Origin of the sequence: Streptomyces sp. NRRL S-378 (assembly GCF_000720645.1) — a bacterium.
In the GTDB taxonomy this organism is placed as follows: Bacteria; Actinomycetota; Actinomycetes; order Streptomycetales; family Streptomycetaceae; genus Streptomyces.
The window spans coordinates 213,335-231,070 of the sequence record NZ_JOBX01000001.1; the positions used below are offsets into that span (position 1 = coordinate 213,335).

Here is a 17,736-nt window from a genome sequence, read left to right on the forward strand (position 1 = left end):
GGGGTGGGCGGTCCGGGTGCATATGCACGCGTTGACAGGCACGTTTCTGCATGGTTCGCCACCCCCAATGACCTTGGAAATAAAGGCTTTTGGTCGCCCATGCTGACGGTGGAGCTTGTCGGCGGGACCGGGCATGCCAAAACGGCGCGCTTTCGTGTCGCCCGCAACTCACCTGCACGAGGGATGCGCGCCACGGCGCAGGCCACCGGCGCGCGCATATATGCGCGCGCTCCCCCACAATCCAGGCGCCCCCATTCTCGGGAGGGCGGAATCCTCATAAGGTGAGCAGTATTGAGTCGACGGCGACGTCGGACGGGACGGTCGAGGAGGACCTGCGGTGAGCGAGAAGAGCCCGAAGCTGCGCGCCGAGCTGGACGGCATTCCGACGTACAAGCCCGGAAAGCCGGCTGCCGCGGGCGGGCCCGTCGCGTACAAGCTGTCCTCGAACGAGAACCCGTACCCGCCGCTGCCCGGGGTGCTGGAGAGCGCCGTCACGGCGGCGGGTGCCTTCAACCGTTACCCGGACATGGCCTGCACCGGCCTGGTGAACGAGATCGCCGAGCGGTTCGGTGTGCCGGTCGAGCACGTGGCCACGGGCACCGGCTCGGTGGGTGTGGCCCAGTCGCTGATCCAGTCCACGGCGGGCCCGGGCGACGAGGTCATGTACGCCTGGCGGTCCTTCGAGGCGTACCCGATCATCACGCAGATCTCGGGCGCGACCTCGGTGCAGGTCCCGCTGACCGAGGGCGACGTGCACGACCTGGACGCCATGGCCGCGGCGATCACCGAGCGGACCCGGCTGATCTTCGTCTGCAACCCGAACAACCCCACCGGCACCGCCGTGCGCCGGGCCGAGCTGGAGCGCTTCCTGGACCAGGTGCCCTCGGACGTCCTGGTGGTCCTGGACGAGGCGTACCGCGAATTCGTGCGCGACACGGACGTCCCGGACGGCATCGAGCTGTACCGCGACCGCCCCAACGTCGCCGTGCTGCGTACGTTCTCCAAGGCGTACGGGCTCGCCGGCCTGCGGGTCGGATTCGCGGTCGCGCACGAGCGGGTGGCGGCGGCGCTGCGCAAGACCGCGGTGCCCTTCGGCGTCAGCCAGCTCGCCCAGGATGCGGCGGTTGCCTCGCTGCGCGCCGAGGACGAGCTGATGGGCCGGGTCGGTGCGCTGGTGGGCGAGCGTGCGCGGGTCCACGCGACGCTGCTGGCGCAGGGCTGGGCCGTGCCGGACACGCAGGCGAACTTCGTGTGGCTGCGCCTGGGCGAGCGGACCGTCGATTTCGCGGCGGCCTGCGAGAAGGCCGGTGTGGTGGTCCGGCCCTTCGCGGGCGAGGGCCTTCGGGTCACGATCGGTGAGCCCGAGGCGAACGACCTCTTCCTGCACACGGCGGAGGCGTTCTTCAAGGAGCTCTAGGTTCCGCGGCGCGGGTTCCGGCAGCGGCGCGGGCCGCGTCCCGTCCGGCCGGCCGGCGGGAGCGCCGTGAGGACGGGTGGGGCGGGGGTCTAGGCCAGTTCCACGCGAACGGGATCGCCGTCGCGAACGGTGGAGAGCAGGCGGGGGTCGCCGTCGAACGAGCCGAGCACGTTGCACGGGCTCGCCAGGCGGCTCTCGCCCGCGCGCGATATCGGCGTCGGACCGTAGGGCAGCGCGAGGGCGTCGCCCTCGGTCCAGAACGCGACCGTGCCGGGTTCGACGACCTGCCGGGCGTCGTGCTCCAGGGCCACGGAGACGCCGGTGTCGAAGTAGACCTCCTCGCCCCACGTGTGCGCGGAGGCGGAGATCGGAAGGGCCTCGGTCAGCGCCTTGCTGGTCGGGGTCTCGTCGAGGGTTGCGGTGAGCTGGCCCGCGGGCCAGGAGATTCGAATCTGCATGAGCCAGATTCAACAATCTGTTGAATCGATTGGCTAGAGGGGTACCCCGCTGGAAGGTGGCCGAATGCGATGCGCCATAATGCTTGTGAATGTGAACGCGTTCACAAGCGTGTCTGCTTCCTCCCGGAATGGGCGGGCTCGGAAGGCAGGCTGCCGCTGTGATCACGGCGACGCGAAGGAGACGACGTGGACCTGGCTCTGGCGCCAGAAACCCTGGCGCGATGGCAGTTCGGCATCACCACCGTCTATCACTTCCTCTTCGTACCCCTGACGATCTCGCTCGCCGCCCTCACGGCCGGCCTGCAGACCGCCTGGGTGCGCACCGAGAAGGAGAAGTACCTCAGGGCCACGAAGTTCTGGGGAAAGCTTTTCTTGATCAATATCGCGATGGGTGTCGTCACCGGCATCGTCCAGGAGTTCCAGTTCGGCATGAACTGGTCCGACTACTCGCGGTTCGTCGGTGACATCTTCGGCGCGCCCCTCGCCTTCGAAGCACTGATCGCCTTCTTCTTCGAGTCCACCTTCATCGGACTGTGGATCTTCGGCTGGGACAAGCTGCCCAAGAAGATCCACCTGGCGTGCATCTGGATGGTGTCCATCGGCACCGTCCTGTCCGCCTACTTCATCCTGGCGGCCAATTCCTGGATGCAGCACCCGGTCGGCTACCGGATCAACGAGGAGCGGGGCCGGGCCGAGCTCACCGACTTCTGGCTGGTGCTCACCCAGAACACCGCGCTCACGCAGTTCTTCCACACCATCACGGCCGCCTTCCTCGTCGGCGGTGCGTTCATGGTCGGCATCTCCGCCTACCACCTGGCGCGCAAGAAGCACGTCCCGGTGATGCGCAGCTCGCTGCGCCTGGGCCTGGTCGTCCTGATCATCGCCGGCCTGGGCACGGCGATCAGCGGTGACCTGCTCGGCAAGGTCATGTTCAAGCAGCAGCCCATGAAGATGGCCGCCGCCGAGGCCCTCTGGGACGGCGAGGCCCCCGCGCCCTTCTCCGTCTTCGCCTACGGCGACGTCGAAAAGGGCCACAACAAGGTGGCCATCGAGATCCCGGGTCTGCTGTCCTTCCTGGCCAACGACGACTTCACCTCCTTCGTCCCGGGCATCAACGACGTCAACAAGGCCGAGCAGGAGAAGTTCGGCCCGGGCGACTACCGGCCCAACATCCCGGTCGCCTACTGGGGCTTCCGCTGGATGATCGGCTTCGGCATGGCCTCGGTCGGTATCGGCATGCTGGGGCTCTGGCTCACCCGCAGGAAGTTCCTGCTCCCGACGGGGCTGCGCACCGGGGAGGACGAGGTCCCCCACCTGGTGCTCTTCAAGAAGGCGTTGAGCCCCAAGATCGGCAACCTTTACTGGATCGTCGCCCTCTGGACCATGGGCTTCCCGCTCATCGCCAGCTCCTGGGGCTGGATCTTCACCGAGATGGGCCGTCAGCCGTGGGTGGTCTACGGGGTCCTGCGCACCCGGGACGCGGTCTCGCCGAACGTCTCCCAGGCCGAGGTCCTCACCTCGATGATCGGCTTCACCCTGCTCTACGCCGTGCTCGCCGTGATCGAGGTCCGGCTCCTCGTCAAGTACGTCAAGCTCGGCCCGCCGGAGCTCACCGAGGCCGACCTCAACCCGCCCACCAAGATCGGCGGGGACGACAAGAACCCCGACCGGCCGATGGCCTTCTCGTACTGAGGCTGAGGAGAACGCACCATGGAGCTCCACGACGTCTGGTTCGTGCTGATCGCCGTCCTGTGGACCGGCTACTTCTTCCTGGAGGGCTTCGACTTCGGCATCGGCGTGCTGACCAAGCTGCTCGCCCGCGACCGTACGGAGAAGCGGGTCCTGATCAACACGATCGGGCCCGTGTGGGACGGCAACGAGGTCTGGCTGCTCACGGCGGGCGGTGCGACCTTCGCCGCTTTCCCCGACTGGTACGCCACCCTCTTCTCCGGCTTCTACCTGCCGCTGCTGCTCATCCTGGTCTGCCTGATCATCCGCGGGGTGGCCTTCGAATACCGGCACAAGCGCCCCGAGGACAGCTGGCAGACCAACTGGGAACACGCGATCTTCTGGACCTCGCTGATCCCGGCCTTCCTGTGGGGCGTGGCCTTCGCCAACATCGTGCGCGGAGTGAAGATCGACCAGAACAAGGAGTACGTCGGCAGCTTCCTCGACCTGCTCAACGTCTACTCGCTCCTCGGCGGGCTGGTCACCCTCACCCTGTTCACCTTCCACGGCGCGGTCTTCGCCTCGCTCAAGACCGTCGGTGACATCCGGGAGCGGGCACGCAGGACGGCGACCGTGCTGGGCCTCGTCGCCGCCGTGCTCGCCCTGGTCTTCCTCATCTGGACCCAGGTCTCGCGCGGCGACGGCAAGAGCCTGGTCGCGATGGCCGTCGCGGTGCTGGCCCTGCTCGGGGCGCTCGGCTTCAACCTGGCGGGGCGCGAGGGCTGGTCGTTCGCACTGTCCGGGATCACCATCGCGGCGGCCGTCGCCATGCTCTTCCTGACGCTCTTCCCGAACGTGATGCCGTCCTCGCTCGACGCGGCCTGGAGCCTCACCGTCACCAACGCCTCGTCCAGCCCCTACACGCTGAAGATCATGACCTGGTGCGCCGCCGTTGCCACCCCGCTCGTACTGCTCTACCAGGGCTGGACGTACTGGGTGTTCCGCAAGCGGATCGGGACGCAGCACATCGTCGACGCGCACTGATTCCGTGCCCGTGGACGCGACCGTCTTCTCGCGCCGCCCGACCCGCCGGCCCGGCCGGCCCTCCCCCGGAGGATGTTTCACGTGAAACCGATCGACCCGCGCCTGCTCCGGTACGCCCGTTCCACCCGCCTCTTCCTGGGGGCGGTGGTGGCTCTCGGGCTGGCCGGGGCGGGGCTGGTCGTCGGCCAGGCGATGCTCATCGCCGAGATCGTGGTGGGAGCCTTCGAGCAGGGCCTCGGCGGCGCTGCGCTCCGCACGCCGCTGTTGCTGCTCGCAGCGGTGGCGCTCGGTCGCGCTCTGATCGCATGGCTGACGGAGCTGGCCGCGCACCGCGCCAGTGCGGCGGTCAAGTCGGAACTGCGGGGCCGGCTGCTGGACCGGGCCGCGGAGATCGGGCCCGGACGTCCGGGCGGACAGCGGACCGGGGCGCTGGTGTCGCTGGCGACCCGGGGCGTGGACGCGCTCGACGACTACTTCTCCCGCTACCTGCCCCAGCTGGGCCTCGCGGTCGTGGTGCCGGTGGCGGTGCTCGCCCGTATCGTCACCGAGGACTGGGTGTCGGCGGCCATCATCGTGGTCACCCTCCCCCTGATCCCGGTGTTCATGGTCCTCATCGGCATGGCCACCCAGTCCCGGATGGACCGCCAGTGGCGCCTGCTGTCGCGGCTGTCCGGGCACTTCCTCGACGTGGTGGCTGGGCTTCCCACGCTGAAGGTCTTCGGCCGGGCCAAGGCGCAGGCCGAGTCGATCCGCAAGATCACCGACGACTACCGGCGGGCGACCATGCGGACGCTGCGCATCGCCTTCCTCTCGTCCTTCGCCCTGGAACTCCTGGCGACCCTCTCGGTCGCGCTGGTCGCCGTGACGATCGGCATGCGACTGGTCCACGGCGAACTGGACCTCTACACCGGGCTGGTCATCCTGATCCTGGCGCCCGAGGCCTACCTGCCGCTGCGGCAGGTAGGGGCGCAGTACCACGCGGCCGCGGAAGGGCTGGCGGCCGCCGAGGAGATCTTCGAGATCCTGGAAGCCCCCGCCGCCGGTCCGGCCGGCACGGCGGAACTGACGGTCGGCACCCCCCTGCGGATCGAGATCGACGGGGTCGCCGTCCGCTACGAGGGCCGGGACGAGGACTCGCCCCGGCCGGTCTCGCTGACCGTCGCACCGGGGGAGTGCGTGGCCGTCACCGGGCCGAGCGGCGCCGGCAAGTCCACGCTGCTGCAGGTGCTGCTGGGATTCGTGCGGCCGACCGCCGGGCGGGTCCGCATCGCGGGTGTGGACCTGGCCGAGCTGTCGCCGGAGCACTGGCGGGAGCGGATCGCGTGGGTGCCCCAGCGGCCGCACCTGTTCGCCGGGACCGTCGCCGAGAACGTACGGCTGGCCCGGCCCGCGGCAGGTGACGGCGACGTGACCGCCGCACTGAAGGACGCCGGGGCCTGGGAGTTCGTGTCCGCACTGCCGCGTGGCGCCGAAACCCTCCTGGGCGAGGGCGGCGTGGGCCTGTCCGCCGGGCAGCGGCAGCGGCTGGCGCTGGCGCGGGCCTTCCTGGCCGACCGGCCGGTCCTGCTGCTGGACGAGCCGACGGCGGCGCTGGACGGCGAGACCGAGGCGGGGATCGTGGACGCGGTCCGGCGGCTCTCCGCGGGACGGACGGTGCTGCTGGTCGTGCACCGGCCGGCCCTGCTCGCCGTCGCGGACCGGGTGGTCCGCATGACGGCCGGTCCCGTTCCCGCCGAGCCCCTCTCCGGACCCGCGCTGCCCGAAGGACCGCTCCCCCGTCCCGGAGGGACCGGGACACGAGCCGAGGAGCCCCTCCCCGACGGTCTGGGCCCGGACGCCGGGGAGTGGATCCTCGGCGCCGCCCCCGAGCGGGTGAGGACCCGCGGCGCCACGTCCGACACCGGGGGCGCGGATCCGCTGCGCCGGGTGCGGGCGGTGGCGAAGGCATGGCAAGGACGGTTCAGGCTGGGACTGCTGCTCGGAGCGCTGGCCGTCGGCTGCAGCGTCGGCCTGATGGCCGTGTCGGGCTGGCTGATCTCCAGGGCCTCCGAACAGCCCCCCGTCCTCTACCTGATGGTGGCGGTCACCGCGACCCGGGCGTTCGGAATGGGCCGCGCCGTCTTCCGGTACGCCGAGCGGCTCGTCTCGCACGACGCCGTCCTGCGCATGCTCGCCGACCTCAGGGTGTCGGTGTACCGGCGGCTGGAGCGCATCGCGCCCGCCGGACTGCGCGAACACCGGCGCGGGGACCTGCTGGCCCGGCTGGTCGCCGACGCCGACGCCCTGCAGGACTACTGGCTGCGCTGGCTGCTGCCCGTCGGTACCGCGGTGCTCGTCGGCACGGGCTCCGTCGCCTTCACCACGTGGCTGCTGCCCGAGGCCGGGGCCGTGCTCGCCGTCGGGCTGCTCGCCGCGGGCGTCGGGGTACCGCTGGTCAGCGGTGCCTGCGCACGCCGTGCGGAGCGCAGGCTCGCGCCCGCCCGGGGCGAACTCGCCACCCGGGTGGCCGACCTGCTGACCGGCACCGCGGAGCTGACGGTGGCCGGGGCGCTGGCGGACCGCAAGGACCGGGCGCGGGAGAGCGACGGCGTGCTGACGCGCATCGCCGCGCGGGGCGCCGCCGCGGGCGGGCTGGGCGGCGGACTGTCCGCCCTGGTCTGCGGGCTCACGGTCGTCGCCGCCGCGGCCGTCGCCGCGAACGCGGTCCACGACGGACGGCTGTCCGGGGTCGCGATGGCCGTCGCTGTCCTGACGCCGCTCGCCGCCTTCGAGGCGGTGAGCGGACTGCCCCTCGCCGTCCAGTACCGCCAGCGGGTACGCCGCAGCGCCGAACGGGTCTACGAGGTCATCGACGCGCCCGTTCCCGTGGCCGAGCCCGAGCAGCCCGCCGCCGCTCCCGCCTCGCCCTTCCCGCTCCGGCTGGCCGGACTCACCGCCCGCCACCCGGGCCAGGAGCGCGACGCGCTGCGCGGGCTGGACCTCACCCTGGAGGCCGGCCGCCGCATCGCGGTCGTCGGCCCCTCGGGCTCCGGCAAGACCACGCTGGCCCAGGTCGTGCTCCGGTTCCTGGACCCGGCCGAGGGCTCCTACAGCCTGGCCGGTGTGGACGCGCGCACGCTCGACAGCGATGACGTACGGGCGCTCGTCGGTCTGTGCGCCCAGGACGCGCACCTCTTCGACAGCTCGGTCCGGGAGAACCTCCGGCTGGCCCGGACCGGCGCGAGCGAGGAGCAGCTGAGGGAAGCGCTGGCCGCGGCCCGGCTGTTGGAGTGGGCGGACGGCCTTCCGGACGGGCTGGACACGCTGGTCGGCGAGCACGGCGAGCGGATCTCGGGCGGCCAGCGCCAGCGCCTGGCCCTGGCCCGGGCGCTGCTGGCGGACTTCCCCGTACTGGTCCTGGACGAGCCGGCCGAGCACCTGGACCTGGCCACGGCGGACGCCCTGACCGCGGACCTGCTGGCCGCCACGGAGGGCAGGACCACCGTGCTGATCACGCACCGGCTGGCCGGCCTGGCGGCGGTCGACGAGGTGCTCGTGCTGGACCGCGGCGAGGTCGTGCAGCGCGGGGAGTACGCGGAGCTGGCCGCCGTCGAAGGGCCGCTGCGCCGGATGCTGGAGCGGGAACGGGAAACCGACCGGACTTTGGCCAACTTTCCCGTCTAATGGGGACTAACTAGGCTCAAGGACATGTCAGCGCAGTCGTCGCAGCACTCATCGGATCCGCTGCCGGATCCCTCGCAGGGGACACCGGATTCCCTGGCCGCCGCCACCGAGGCCACCAAGAGCCTGCACGGACTGTCGACCGAGCTCACGGCCCGGGTGCCGCAGCTGCTGGAGGCCATGCGGTCGGTCGGTACCGGGCTGGAGCTGCACTCGACGCTCGACCGCATCTGCGAGACCGCGGCCGAGCTCGCGGACGCCCGCTACGCGGCGCTCGGTGTCGTCGACAGGGAGGGCCGTGGGCTCTCCGATTTCGTCACGTACGGGATCAGCCCGGAGGTGGCCCGAAAGATCGGCCACCGTCCGGACGGGAAGCGGGGCCTGCTGGGAGCGTTGATCTCGCACTCGGACACCGTCCGGCTCGCCGACCTGACGAAGGACCCGCGCTCGGCGGGCTTCCCGGCGCACCACCCGCCCATGAAGACCTTCCTCGGTGTCCCGATCCGGGTGCAGGGGGAGATCTTCGGCAACCTGTACCTCGCCGAGAAGCACGGCGGCGTCGAGTTCAGCGACTACGACGTCCACATGGTCCGGGTGCTGGCCACCGAGGCGGGCATCGCCATCGGCAACGCCCGGCTGTACGAGGCGGCCACCCAGCGCGAGCGCTGGATCGACGGCTCGGTCGCCGTCACCACCGCCCTGCTGTCCGGCGGGGACGCCGACGACGCCCTCTCGGTGGTGGCCGAACAGGCCCGCCGCCTGGCCGACTCCGCCGCCGGGATCGTCCTGCTGCCGGCCGAGGATGGCGGGATGGAGATCGTCGCCGTATCGGCGGAGAGCGCGGCCACCTCGCTCGGCGTGGTGATCCCGGCCGAGAGCCCTGTGGTCGACCATCTGCTGTGCGGCGAGCCGGTCTTCACGGACGACGCCTCGTCCGACCCCCGCATGGCCAGTCCGCTCACCAGCGAGTTCGGTCCCTGCATGATGCTCCCCCTGCACAGCGGCGGGCGGGTCCTGGGCGCCCTGGTCACCCCGCGGGCCCGCGGCGGACGGCCCTTCAGCGAGTCCGAGCGGACCCTGGCCACTCAGTTCGCCTCACAGGCGGCCCTCGCGCTGATGATGGCCGAGGCACAACGCGACCGGGAGCGGCTGGCGGTCTTCGAGGACCGCGACCGGATCGCACGTGACCTGCACGACCTGGTCATCCAGCGGCTGTTCGCCACCGGGATGATGCTGGAGGGCGCCCAGCGCAGGTCGATCGTGCCCGAGGTCCGCGACGGCGTGGGCAAGGCCGTGGACGAACTGGACGTGACGATCCAGGAGATCCGGACGGCGATCTTCGCCCTCCAGCAGGGCCCCTCGGAAGCACCGTCCGGGCTGCGCACCCGCGTCCTGCGGGAGATCAACATGGCGGCCGTCCCGCTGGGCTTCAAACCGGCGCACCGCTTCCTCGGACCGGTCGACACGGTCGTCGGCGAGCTCGTGGGCAAGAACCTGATCGCCGCGCTGCGCGAGGCGCTGTCCAACGCCTTCCGGCACGCCGACGCTTCCCGGATCGAGGTGGTCCTGGACTGCACCGTCACGTTGACCGACGGCCGGCCCGGAGTCCGGCTGGAAGTCGCCGACGACGGGGTGGGCATCCCCGAGAGCGGGCGGCGCAGCGGCCTGCGCAACTTGCGGCGGCGGGCGGAGTCCCTCGGCGGTACGAGCTCCTACGGGCCGGGACTCGGGGAGGACGGCGGGGGGACCACCCTGGTGTGGGAGGCCCCGCTCCAGTAGCGCCAGTCGGCCGGCGGGCGCCTGCCCTGCCTGTGTCCGCCCGGCCTGCCCTGCCTGCGCCTGCCCTGCCTATGCGTCGTGCCGCGCGAGCCGTTCGGCCAGGATGCGTTCGATGACGAGGGCGACCCCGTCCTCGTTGTTGGCGACCGTACGGCCGGACGCGGCAGCGATCACATCGGGGTGGGCGTTGCCCATCGCGTAGGAGGTGCCGGCCCAGCTGAGCATCTCCACGTCGTTCGGCATGTCCCCGAAGGCGACCACCTGGTCCGGGGAGATGCCCCGTTCGGCGCAGCACAGCGCCAGCGTGCTCGCCTTGGACACGCCGTGCCCACTGATCTCCAGCAGGGCGGTGGGGCTGGACCGGGTGATCGACGCGTACGCGCCGGCGGCGGAGCGGGCCAGTGCGAGGAACTCGTCCGGGGCGATCTCGGAGTGGTGTGCCAGCAGCTTGAGTACGGGCGCTGCCCCTTCGTCCGTGTTCTCGTCGAGCAGTTGCTCGGCGGCTGCGAGCCTGGCGCCCGGATCCTTGAAGAAGGGCGGGTAGGCGGGCTCGTAGTTGATGCCGGTGGTCAGCTCGACCGCGAAGGACGTGCCGGGTGCTGCCGCGCGCAGGGCTTCGACGACGGAGAGTGCGGCCGCCCTGGGGAGAGCTCTGACCTGTACGAACTCCCGTCCGGAGTGCAGGTCGACCACCGCCGCGCCATTGGCGCAGATCGCGAGGCCGTGACCGTGGACGTGGTCGGCGACCACGTCCATCCACCGCGCGGGGCGGCCCGTGACGAAGAAGACCTCGATTCCCGCCTCCTCGGCTGCGGCGAGTGCGGCGACGGTACGCGGCGATACGGACTGGTCGTCGCGCAGCAGGGTGCCGTCGAGGTCGGTGGCGATGAGCCGGGGAGTGGGGGTGGGCCCGTCCGGGCACTGAGGAGCCGAGGTCACGGCTCCATCTTCGCCCATGGGCCGGGAGGACCGGACCATGATCAAGCCAGGCTGCCGCCGAGGGCGCTGTTTCACGTGAAACATTGAGTGGGCCGATGTTTCACGTGAAACATCGGCCCGCCGTAGGCTCGATGCATGAGTCTGCGTCTGAGCACGGTGATCCTTCCGGTACGTCGATGGCATGAGGGGGGCCGGGACCAGTGGCTGCGGGCCGAGCAGCTCGGGTTCCACACCGCCTACACCTACGACCACCTGTCGTGGCGGACCTTCCGCGACGGCCCCTGGTTCGGTGCGGTGCCCACCCTGACCGCCGCGGCCGCCGCCACCGAGCGGCTGCGTCTGGGCACGCTCGTGACCTCGCCGAACTTCCGTCACCCGGTGACCCTCGCCAAGGACCTCATCACCCTGGACGATGTCTCGGGCGGCCGTATCACCCTGGGCATCGGCGCCGGCGGAAACGGGTTCGACGCGACGGCCCTGGGCCAGGAGGCCTGGTCCCCGCGTGAGCGTGCCGATCGCTTCGCCGAGTTCGTGTCGCTCCTGGACCGGCTGCTGACCGAGGGCTCCGTGAGCCACGAGGGCACCTTCTACTCCGCCGAGGAGGCCCGCAACCTCCCCGGCTGTGTGCAGGCGCCGCGGCTGCCGTTCGCGGTCGCCGCGACCGGACCGCGCGGTCTTCGCCTCGCCGCCCGGTACGGGCAGGCGTGGGTGACCACGGGTGACCCGAAGCTCTTCGAGGACGGCACGCCCGAGCAGTCGCTGGAGGCCCTGCGCGGGCAGCTCGAACGGCTCGACAAGGCCTGCGCGGAGATCGGCCGGGATTCCGAGCCCATGGAAAAGATCCTGCTGACCGGCTTCACGCCAGAGGCCAACACCGTGCTGGCGTCCGTGGACGCGTTCGTCGACTTCGCGGGCCGGCACCGCGAGCTGGGCTTCACGGAGCTGGTGATCCACGCGCCCATCCCGGACTCCGACTTCGCCGCGGACGAGACCGTCTTCGAGAAGATCGCCACCGAGGCCGTGGCGCAGCTCGACAGCTGATCGCAAGGTCATCGCCGCTCCGCGCGGGAGCGGCGATGACCGTGCGGACTCCGGACCGTCAGCCGCCCTGGCGGTGGCTCCCCCGGCCGTTCCGGCTGTTCCGGCTGTTCAGCGGTTCCGGCTGTTCAGCTGTTCCAGCAGCCGCTCCGCGGAGGGCAGGAGCCAGTCCGGCGCTTCGTCCTCGGGAAGCCCCCGTGCCTCCTCGATCAGTGCGGAGACGCGGGCCGCAGCCGCCTCGGCGTCATCGCGTTCCTGCTCCGTCCAGGCCGCGTTGTTCAGGCACTGGAACCGGTCCCGCAGGTGGCCGGGGCTGAGCTCCGCATAGGTCCGGCCGGCCCGGTCCCACAGCTCGATCTCCTCCAGGCGCAGTGCGTCGACCTCTGCCGGGCTCAGCGGGGCCGGTCCCGTGCTCGCGTCCCCGGCGGCGGGCAGGGCGGTGGAGACGTACCGGTCGAGCACCTGCGCCAGCTGGTGCCAGGTCTGGGCGAGTTCGGACCGCAGGGCGGGGGCTCCGGGATCGGCGGCGAGGGCCGCCTCCAGTACCGCGGCGGCCTCTCCCATGCGGCCCCGGGCACCGTCCACCGTCGCGGCGGTGATCTCCTCGCGCAGACCCAGCCAGGCCAGGGAGCGCAGCACCCGGACCTCGGCGACGGGGTCCGCGCCCGTCCTGCGGTGCAGCTCCAGGGCCCGCTCGTAGGCGGCGACCGACTCCTCGGCCAAACCCGCGTCGTTCAGGACGTCTGCGGCCGACTGCGCGAGACTCGCCTGTGGGCGGGGGTCCTCCCACCCCTTGGTCACCTCCGCCGCCAGCAGGTACTGCTCCGCCGCCGGGCGCAGCTCGCCCAGCCGCCGCAGCAGGTCGCCCAGGAACTCCCGTACGGACACGGTCTGCCCGTCGCCGTGCTCCAGCAGGTCCGGCAGGGCGGACTGCAGCACCTCGGCCGCCTCGGCGGCGCGCTCGTCCCGCGCGTACGCCCTGGCCAGTACCAGCCGGGCCTGCGCACCGCCGTCGGCCCCGAGACCGGCCCGGTCGAACCAGTGGGCCGCCGTCAGCGCGTGCGCCGCCGCCTCGGCCCCCGTTCCGCCCCGCCGCAGCAGGACGTCCGCGAGGGTCAGCCGTACGACGGCCTGCGCCTCGGCGTCGGTCAGTTCGGAGGCATGTTCCAGTGCGGTGCGCGCCGCCTATTCCGCCTCATCGGTGCGGTCCAGCGACATCAGCACCCCGGCCCGCAGCACCAGCGGGTCCACCGCCTGCCAGGGGCGTCCCGCAGCGACGGCCCGCTCGGCGCTCGTTGCCAGCAGGGGCACGGCCCGTTCCGGGTCGCCCTGTGCCAGGGCCACCCGGCCCAGCATCTCCTCCGCCTCCGCCACCAGGTCGGGCGCCGCTTCCCGCCGGGCGGCGGCGAATGCGGTCAGTTCGGCGGCGAGCTCGGCGTGACCGTGCTCCTGGTCCCCGGCGTGGTGATGGCCGTGGTCGTGGTGCCCGTCCGGGCCGGTGGTCTCCACCGTGCGCAGGTACGACTCCAGGCGGATTGCGGACAGTTCCGCGAGGGCGATCCGGCGCGCACGCAGCGGCTCGGTGTGGTCCAGCGCCTCGGCGGACCGCAGGGCGGCCCGCAGCAGCGCGCGGATCTCGGCGGGTGCGGCCGCCGACTGAGCGGCCGCACCCGCCAGGCGAAGCTCCGCGAGCGCCGCCCGTTCCGCCCGGCCGAGCGCCCGGTACTCGTCCCGGACCGCGGTCAGCAGCTCGCGCGCGTCCTGCGCCCCGTGCCGCGCGGCGGCCAGCGCCTGCTGGTCCGCGAGGTCGGCGCGGACCAGCGGATCCGCCTCCGGCTGCGCCTCCAGCCGTACGGCCACTTCGGCCCACAGGGCGTCCGTACCCGGATGGCTCAGGTCCCGCGCCCGGCGGGCCCGCGCCACCAGCTCGGTGAACACGACGGGCGTTGCCGCGGTCGTGCCGGGTCCGGCGGGCGCGGAGACGGCGTCGACGAGGGCCGCCCCGGCGCCGGGCGTGGCCGGCCGGGGCAGCCCCGCGGTGCGCACCCCCAGCGGTAGGTCAGCCGCCAGCGGCTCCCGGACGACCCGCGCGAGGAACCGGTCCGAGACCCGGGTGGTGCCGTTGCGCGCGTCGAACTGTCCGGCGATGTCGACGCAGCCCGCGTACAGCACCTCGTACAGCTCGGAGACGGTGCGGGGGGTGCCCTCGTAGGAGACGGCCGGGAGATCCCCGTGCCCCAGGTCCCGCAGTCGGTGCAGCAGGACGAGGATGCCGCCGTGGAAGGCCAGCCGGTCGTCGAGGTTCGAGAGCGGGGCCACGTGGGAGGCGTGCTCGGCCAGGATCTCCAGGCCGCGCGCGGTGTTACCGGTGAGCGCGCAGAACTCGATGTGCCTGCCGACCGAGGGCAGCAGGCTGTCGTTGCCGCGGGCCATGCGGTAGCCGCGCAGGTGGTGCGAGCGTGCCTCGTCGGTCCGGCCGAGCCGAAGCAGCGGCAGCAGCGAGGCGGCGAGGACACGGTGCGGCTCCTCGGCGCAGACCAGCTCGCCCTCGAGGACCGGCTGCCACAGCTCCAGGGCACCGGCGTCGTCGCCCTGCAGGATGGCGTAGTGGCCCTGCCCCCCGAGCTCGCAGGCCTCGCAGTCGCTCATGTCGTCGCGCTCCGCCGCGAGCCAGCTGCGGAAGGCGCGTTCCGCGCGCTCGTCGTCGCCGGTGGCGTGGGCCAGCCACAGCTCGGCGTCGCGCACGGGCCGTTCGCTGTATCCGGCGAGCCGGTAGCGGCGCTCCATCTCGTCCAGCCAGCCGGTCGCCGAGTCCAGCGGAATGCCGGGGGAGTCGGCGATGGCCGTTGCCACCCACTTGAACTGCCAGAACAGCGAGTGGGTCTCCCACTCGGAGAACGCCGCCGGGTCCTTGTCGTACTCCTGGAGCAGCCGCGCGAAGGGGACGAGGATCTTCGGCGACTCGGAGCTGTAGAGGTATGCGTTGATCAGGTTGTCCAGGGCCTCGCGGAACAGGGCCCGGTCGCCGTGCGCCTCGGCCGCGCCCGCCAGGGCCTCCGCGTGCGCGTTGCGCGCGGCGCCGTTGGGCGCCTGGCGGTTCTCCGCCAGTCCCCGCACGATCTCTTCGTGCGTCAGGGTCGTCACTTCTGGTTCTCCTCGCCGTCGCGGGCGTCGGTGGGATGCGTGGTGGAGTGTGTCGCCCACTCCAGGAGCCCGAGGAAGGCCCGGTTCAGCAGGGCGGAGTCGGCGGGGCGCAGGGGGCGCTGGGACATCAGCAGGGCCTGTCCGTACAGCGATTCGACGGCGGTGCCGGTCAGCGCCTCGTCCTGCAGGCCCGAGATCCGGCGGATCAGCGGGTTGTCGTGGTTGAGGACCAGGCGTGCGCGGGGTGCGGATCCCCGCAGCGCCCCGAGGATGCCGCTCCACAGGGAGTCGGCGCTCTCCATCGCGGCGGTGCGGTCGCGTTCCTGGCGGGCCTGGCGGTCGTCCAGGTAGAGGGCGGGGACGGTGACGGGCTGGAAAGCGCGCAGCACCACGTCGCAGCTCTGGGGTTCGAGGCGGGTGCGTGCGGTGGCCAGGAAGGGCGCGAGCGCCAGCTCGGCGGCGGTGGGCACCGGATCGAGCCGTTCGGTGACGGCTCCGGCATCCAGCTCGGTCACCTTGAGCTCCGGCCGTACGGCGGGCAGCAGGGCGAGCAGATCCGCGTCGTAGGTGTAGCCGGCGTTGACGACACCGAGGCCGTGGGCCGCGGCGATCGGTGCGATCTGCCGGAACTCCTCGACGGTGCGCGTGAAGTGGATGTCGGTGTGGGCGGCCGCGAACTCCTGCAGGCTCATCGAACCGGCGCTGGTCTCGAACGGCAGCCACGGCAGCATCAGTCCGAGGAGTTCGGAGTCGTGCCGGGCCATGGACTTCACGCCGAGGTGGTGGACGCGCAGGAAAGCGGCCAGGCGGTCGGGGTCGCTCGCGGCGAGTTCGGCCAGCCACCCGCGGATGCGGGCGCCGAGGGCTTCCCGAACGGCGGAGAGGGTCTCGTCGTCGTACAGGTTCTCGCGGGAGGCGGTGGGCCGCAGGGTGTCCGTGTCGATGACGGCGCGGACGAAGAACGCCCAGTCCGGCAGCAGGTTGTCGGCCCGCTGGGTCAGCAGCATGCCCTTGAGGTGAACGCGGTGTCCGGCCCGGTGGGCCGGGCTGGTCGGGTCGGGCAGGACGTACGCCACTCCGCGCACACCGGCGACCGGGAGGTCGAGGTCGATGGTGTCGAGCGGGGTGAAGGCGAAGAGCTCCGCGCAGTGCCCGGCCAGTGCGACGCGGCGGGCGGTGGGTGTGGGGAAGGTGCGCTCCCACACGGCGGGCCGGTCGGTGACGGGGCGCGGATCGCCTCCTTCGCCGTCGTCGAAGGTGATGTCGTAGGGGAGCAGGGAGCCGTAGTCGCGGGCGAGTTCCTCGACCTTGGCCGCGGAGGTCCATTCCGCTGCTCCTGGACGGGTTTCCAGGACGACGGTGGTGCCGGGCTCGGGGCGGGCCGCGTGCGGCAGTTCGCGCACCGTGTAGGAGCCGTCGTCGGTGGCCAGCCATTCCACGGGGGCCGCGTGGGGGTCGCGGGCGGAGCGGGTGACGACGCGGATCTGGCGGGCCACGACGAAACAGGCGAGCAGTCCGATGCCGAACTGGCCCAGGAAGTCGCGACGGGTGGCCTCCAGGGCCTGGTCGTGGAAGGCGTCGTCGCCGCTCCGCTTGGAGCTGCGGCCGATGGTCGCCAGGAAGGAGTGTGCCTCGGCAGCGGTCAGGCCGATGCCGCTGTCCTCGATGGTCACGCGGCCGCCGGAGGCCGACAGCCGGATGTGGGCCTGCGCCTCCGGGTCGACGGCCCGGCGCGCGGTGACGGCGTCCACCGCGTTCTGCAGGAGCTCGCGGACGTAGACGCGCGGGCTGGAGTAGAGGTGGTGGGAGAGGAGGTCCACCAGACCGCGCAGATCGACCTGGAAGCTGTGGGGCGTGGACGTGGGTTCGGACAGGGGTCCGGACGTCATGGGGCGTCACCTCGCGTGCGTGCGTGAAGGGTTCGGCGATCGCGAGGTCCCCCCTCACTGATCCCGGAGTGGGAGACACATTAGGGGGCTGGTCAGACAATCTCTGAGCGATTTCGGGCGGGCGTGGAGGGGGTTCGGCTGCCGGCTACTGGAAGCGCAGGAACTGCGGCGGCACGGCGTCCACCAGCCATACTCCGTTGGCGCTGATCCGGAAGACGTGCCCTGCCGCACGCATCGCCGCAGCGTCCACGCTGAGCACGACGGGCCGGCCGCGGCGCGCGCCCACCCGGGTCGCGGTCTCCCGGTCGGGGGACAGGTGCACGTGGTGACGGGCCATCGGGCGCAGGCCCTCGGCGCGGATCGGGTCGAGGACGGCGGCCACGGTGCCGTGGTAGAGGTACGCCGGCGGTTCGGCCTCCGGAAGGTCCAGGTCCACGGCGACGGTGTGTCCCTGGCTGGCCCGGATGCGGGTTCCGTCGACGGCGAACCGCTGCTTGTCGTTGGCGGCCACGACGTGGTCGAGCTCGGCACGGCTGAAGGGGAAGCCGTGCGCGGCGGCGGCGCGCAGCAGGTCGTCGATCTCCACCCAGCCCTGGGGATCGAGCGCCAGTCCGATCCGATCCGGCTGGTGCCGCAGGTGTTTCGAGACGTACTTGGACACCTTCACGGTGCGTCTTTCATCCATGAACCCCAGCGTGCC

At 72.0% G+C, this 17,736-nt stretch carries 12 protein-coding genes; 6 read left to right on the plus strand and 6 right to left on the minus strand.

Features of this window, described 5'->3' with window-relative positions; translation table 11 throughout:
* The first annotated feature begins 337 nt into the window (after nt 1-337).
* Nucleotides 338-1,417 carry a histidinol-phosphate transaminase gene (gene hisC / locus IH80_RS0101045; RefSeq protein WP_030956857.1) on the plus strand — a complete coding sequence of 360 codons (1,080 nt, stop codon included), beginning with the start codon at nt 338-340 and terminating at the stop codon, nt 1,415-1,417.
* A gap of 89 nt (nt 1,418-1,506) precedes the next feature.
* Here the strand turns inward: hisC and IH80_RS0101050 are convergent, their stop codons facing one another.
* Entirely contained in the window at nt 1,507-1,875 is a 369-nt protein-coding gene (locus IH80_RS0101050; protein ID WP_030956858.1) for a cyclophilin-like fold protein, read from the minus strand.
* A gap of 186 nt (nt 1,876-2,061) precedes the next feature.
* Between IH80_RS0101050 and IH80_RS0101055 the strand changes: the two genes are divergently transcribed.
* From IH80_RS0101055 to IH80_RS0101070, 4 genes are all read left to right on the plus strand, one after another.
* The gene (locus tag IH80_RS0101055) at nt 2,062-3,567 is read left to right on the plus strand and encodes a cytochrome ubiquinol oxidase subunit I (RefSeq protein ID WP_030956860.1); all 1,506 of its coding nucleotides are present in this window, start codon (nt 2,062-2,064) and stop codon (nt 3,565-3,567) included.
* 18 nt (nt 3,568-3,585) lie between these two features.
* On the plus strand, nt 3,586-4,587 hold the full coding sequence (cydB, locus tag IH80_RS0101060; RefSeq protein WP_030956862.1) for a cytochrome d ubiquinol oxidase subunit II: 1,002 nt from the start codon (nt 3,586-3,588) through the stop codon (nt 4,585-4,587).
* A gap of 81 nt (nt 4,588-4,668) precedes the next feature.
* Nucleotides 4,669-8,250, plus strand: a complete 3,582-nt coding sequence (gene cydD, locus IH80_RS0101065; protein WP_030956866.1) for a thiol reductant ABC exporter subunit CydD — start codon at nt 4,669-4,671, stop codon at nt 8,248-8,250.
* 24 nt (nt 8,251-8,274) lie between these two features.
* Nucleotides 8,275-10,026 carry a GAF domain-containing sensor histidine kinase gene (locus tag IH80_RS0101070; RefSeq protein WP_078906249.1) on the plus strand — a complete coding sequence of 584 codons (1,752 nt, stop codon included), beginning with the start codon at nt 8,275-8,277 and terminating at the stop codon, nt 10,024-10,026.
* A 69-nt stretch (nt 10,027-10,095) separates the two neighbouring features.
* On the opposite strand, the gene IH80_RS0101075 is transcribed toward IH80_RS0101070, so the two are convergent.
* Nucleotides 10,096-10,983 (minus strand): Cof-type HAD-IIB family hydrolase, encoded by an 888-nt coding sequence (locus IH80_RS0101075; protein ID WP_037878571.1) that lies wholly within the window; start codon nt 10,981-10,983, stop codon nt 10,096-10,098.
* Between the two features lie 117 nt (nt 10,984-11,100).
* On the opposite strand from IH80_RS0101075, the gene IH80_RS0101080 reads away from it, so the two are divergent.
* The gene (locus tag IH80_RS0101080; protein WP_030956870.1) at nt 11,101-12,006 is read left to right on the plus strand and encodes an LLM class flavin-dependent oxidoreductase; all 906 of its coding nucleotides are present in this window, start codon (nt 11,101-11,103) and stop codon (nt 12,004-12,006) included.
* 108 nt (nt 12,007-12,114) lie between these two features.
* On the opposite strand, the gene IH80_RS40540 is transcribed toward IH80_RS0101080, so the two are convergent.
* The 4 genes from IH80_RS40540 to IH80_RS0101095 all read right to left on the minus strand — a co-directional run bounded on the left by IH80_RS40540 (nt 12,115) and on the right by IH80_RS0101095 (nt 17,721).
* Nucleotides 12,115-12,942: a hypothetical protein gene (locus IH80_RS40540; protein WP_051808604.1), complete on the minus strand. Its 828-nt coding sequence runs from the start codon at nt 12,940-12,942 to the stop codon at nt 12,115-12,117.
* 246 nt (nt 12,943-13,188) lie between these two features.
* Nucleotides 13,189-15,147, minus strand: a complete 1,959-nt coding sequence (locus IH80_RS38715) for a hypothetical protein (RefSeq protein ID WP_051808606.1) — start codon at nt 15,145-15,147, stop codon at nt 13,189-13,191.
* Entirely contained in the window at nt 15,144-17,036 is a 1,893-nt protein-coding gene (locus IH80_RS0101090) for an HSP90 family protein (protein ID WP_030956872.1), read from the minus strand. Before IH80_RS0101090 ends, IH80_RS38715 begins: the two co-directional genes overlap by 4 nt.
* A gap of 145 nt (nt 17,037-17,181) precedes the next feature.
* Complete coding sequence (locus tag IH80_RS0101095; protein ID WP_030956874.1) at nt 17,182-17,721, minus strand: RNA 2'-phosphotransferase; 540 nt, start codon at nt 17,719-17,721, stop codon at nt 17,182-17,184.
* Nucleotides 17,722-17,736 lie beyond the last annotated feature (15 nt).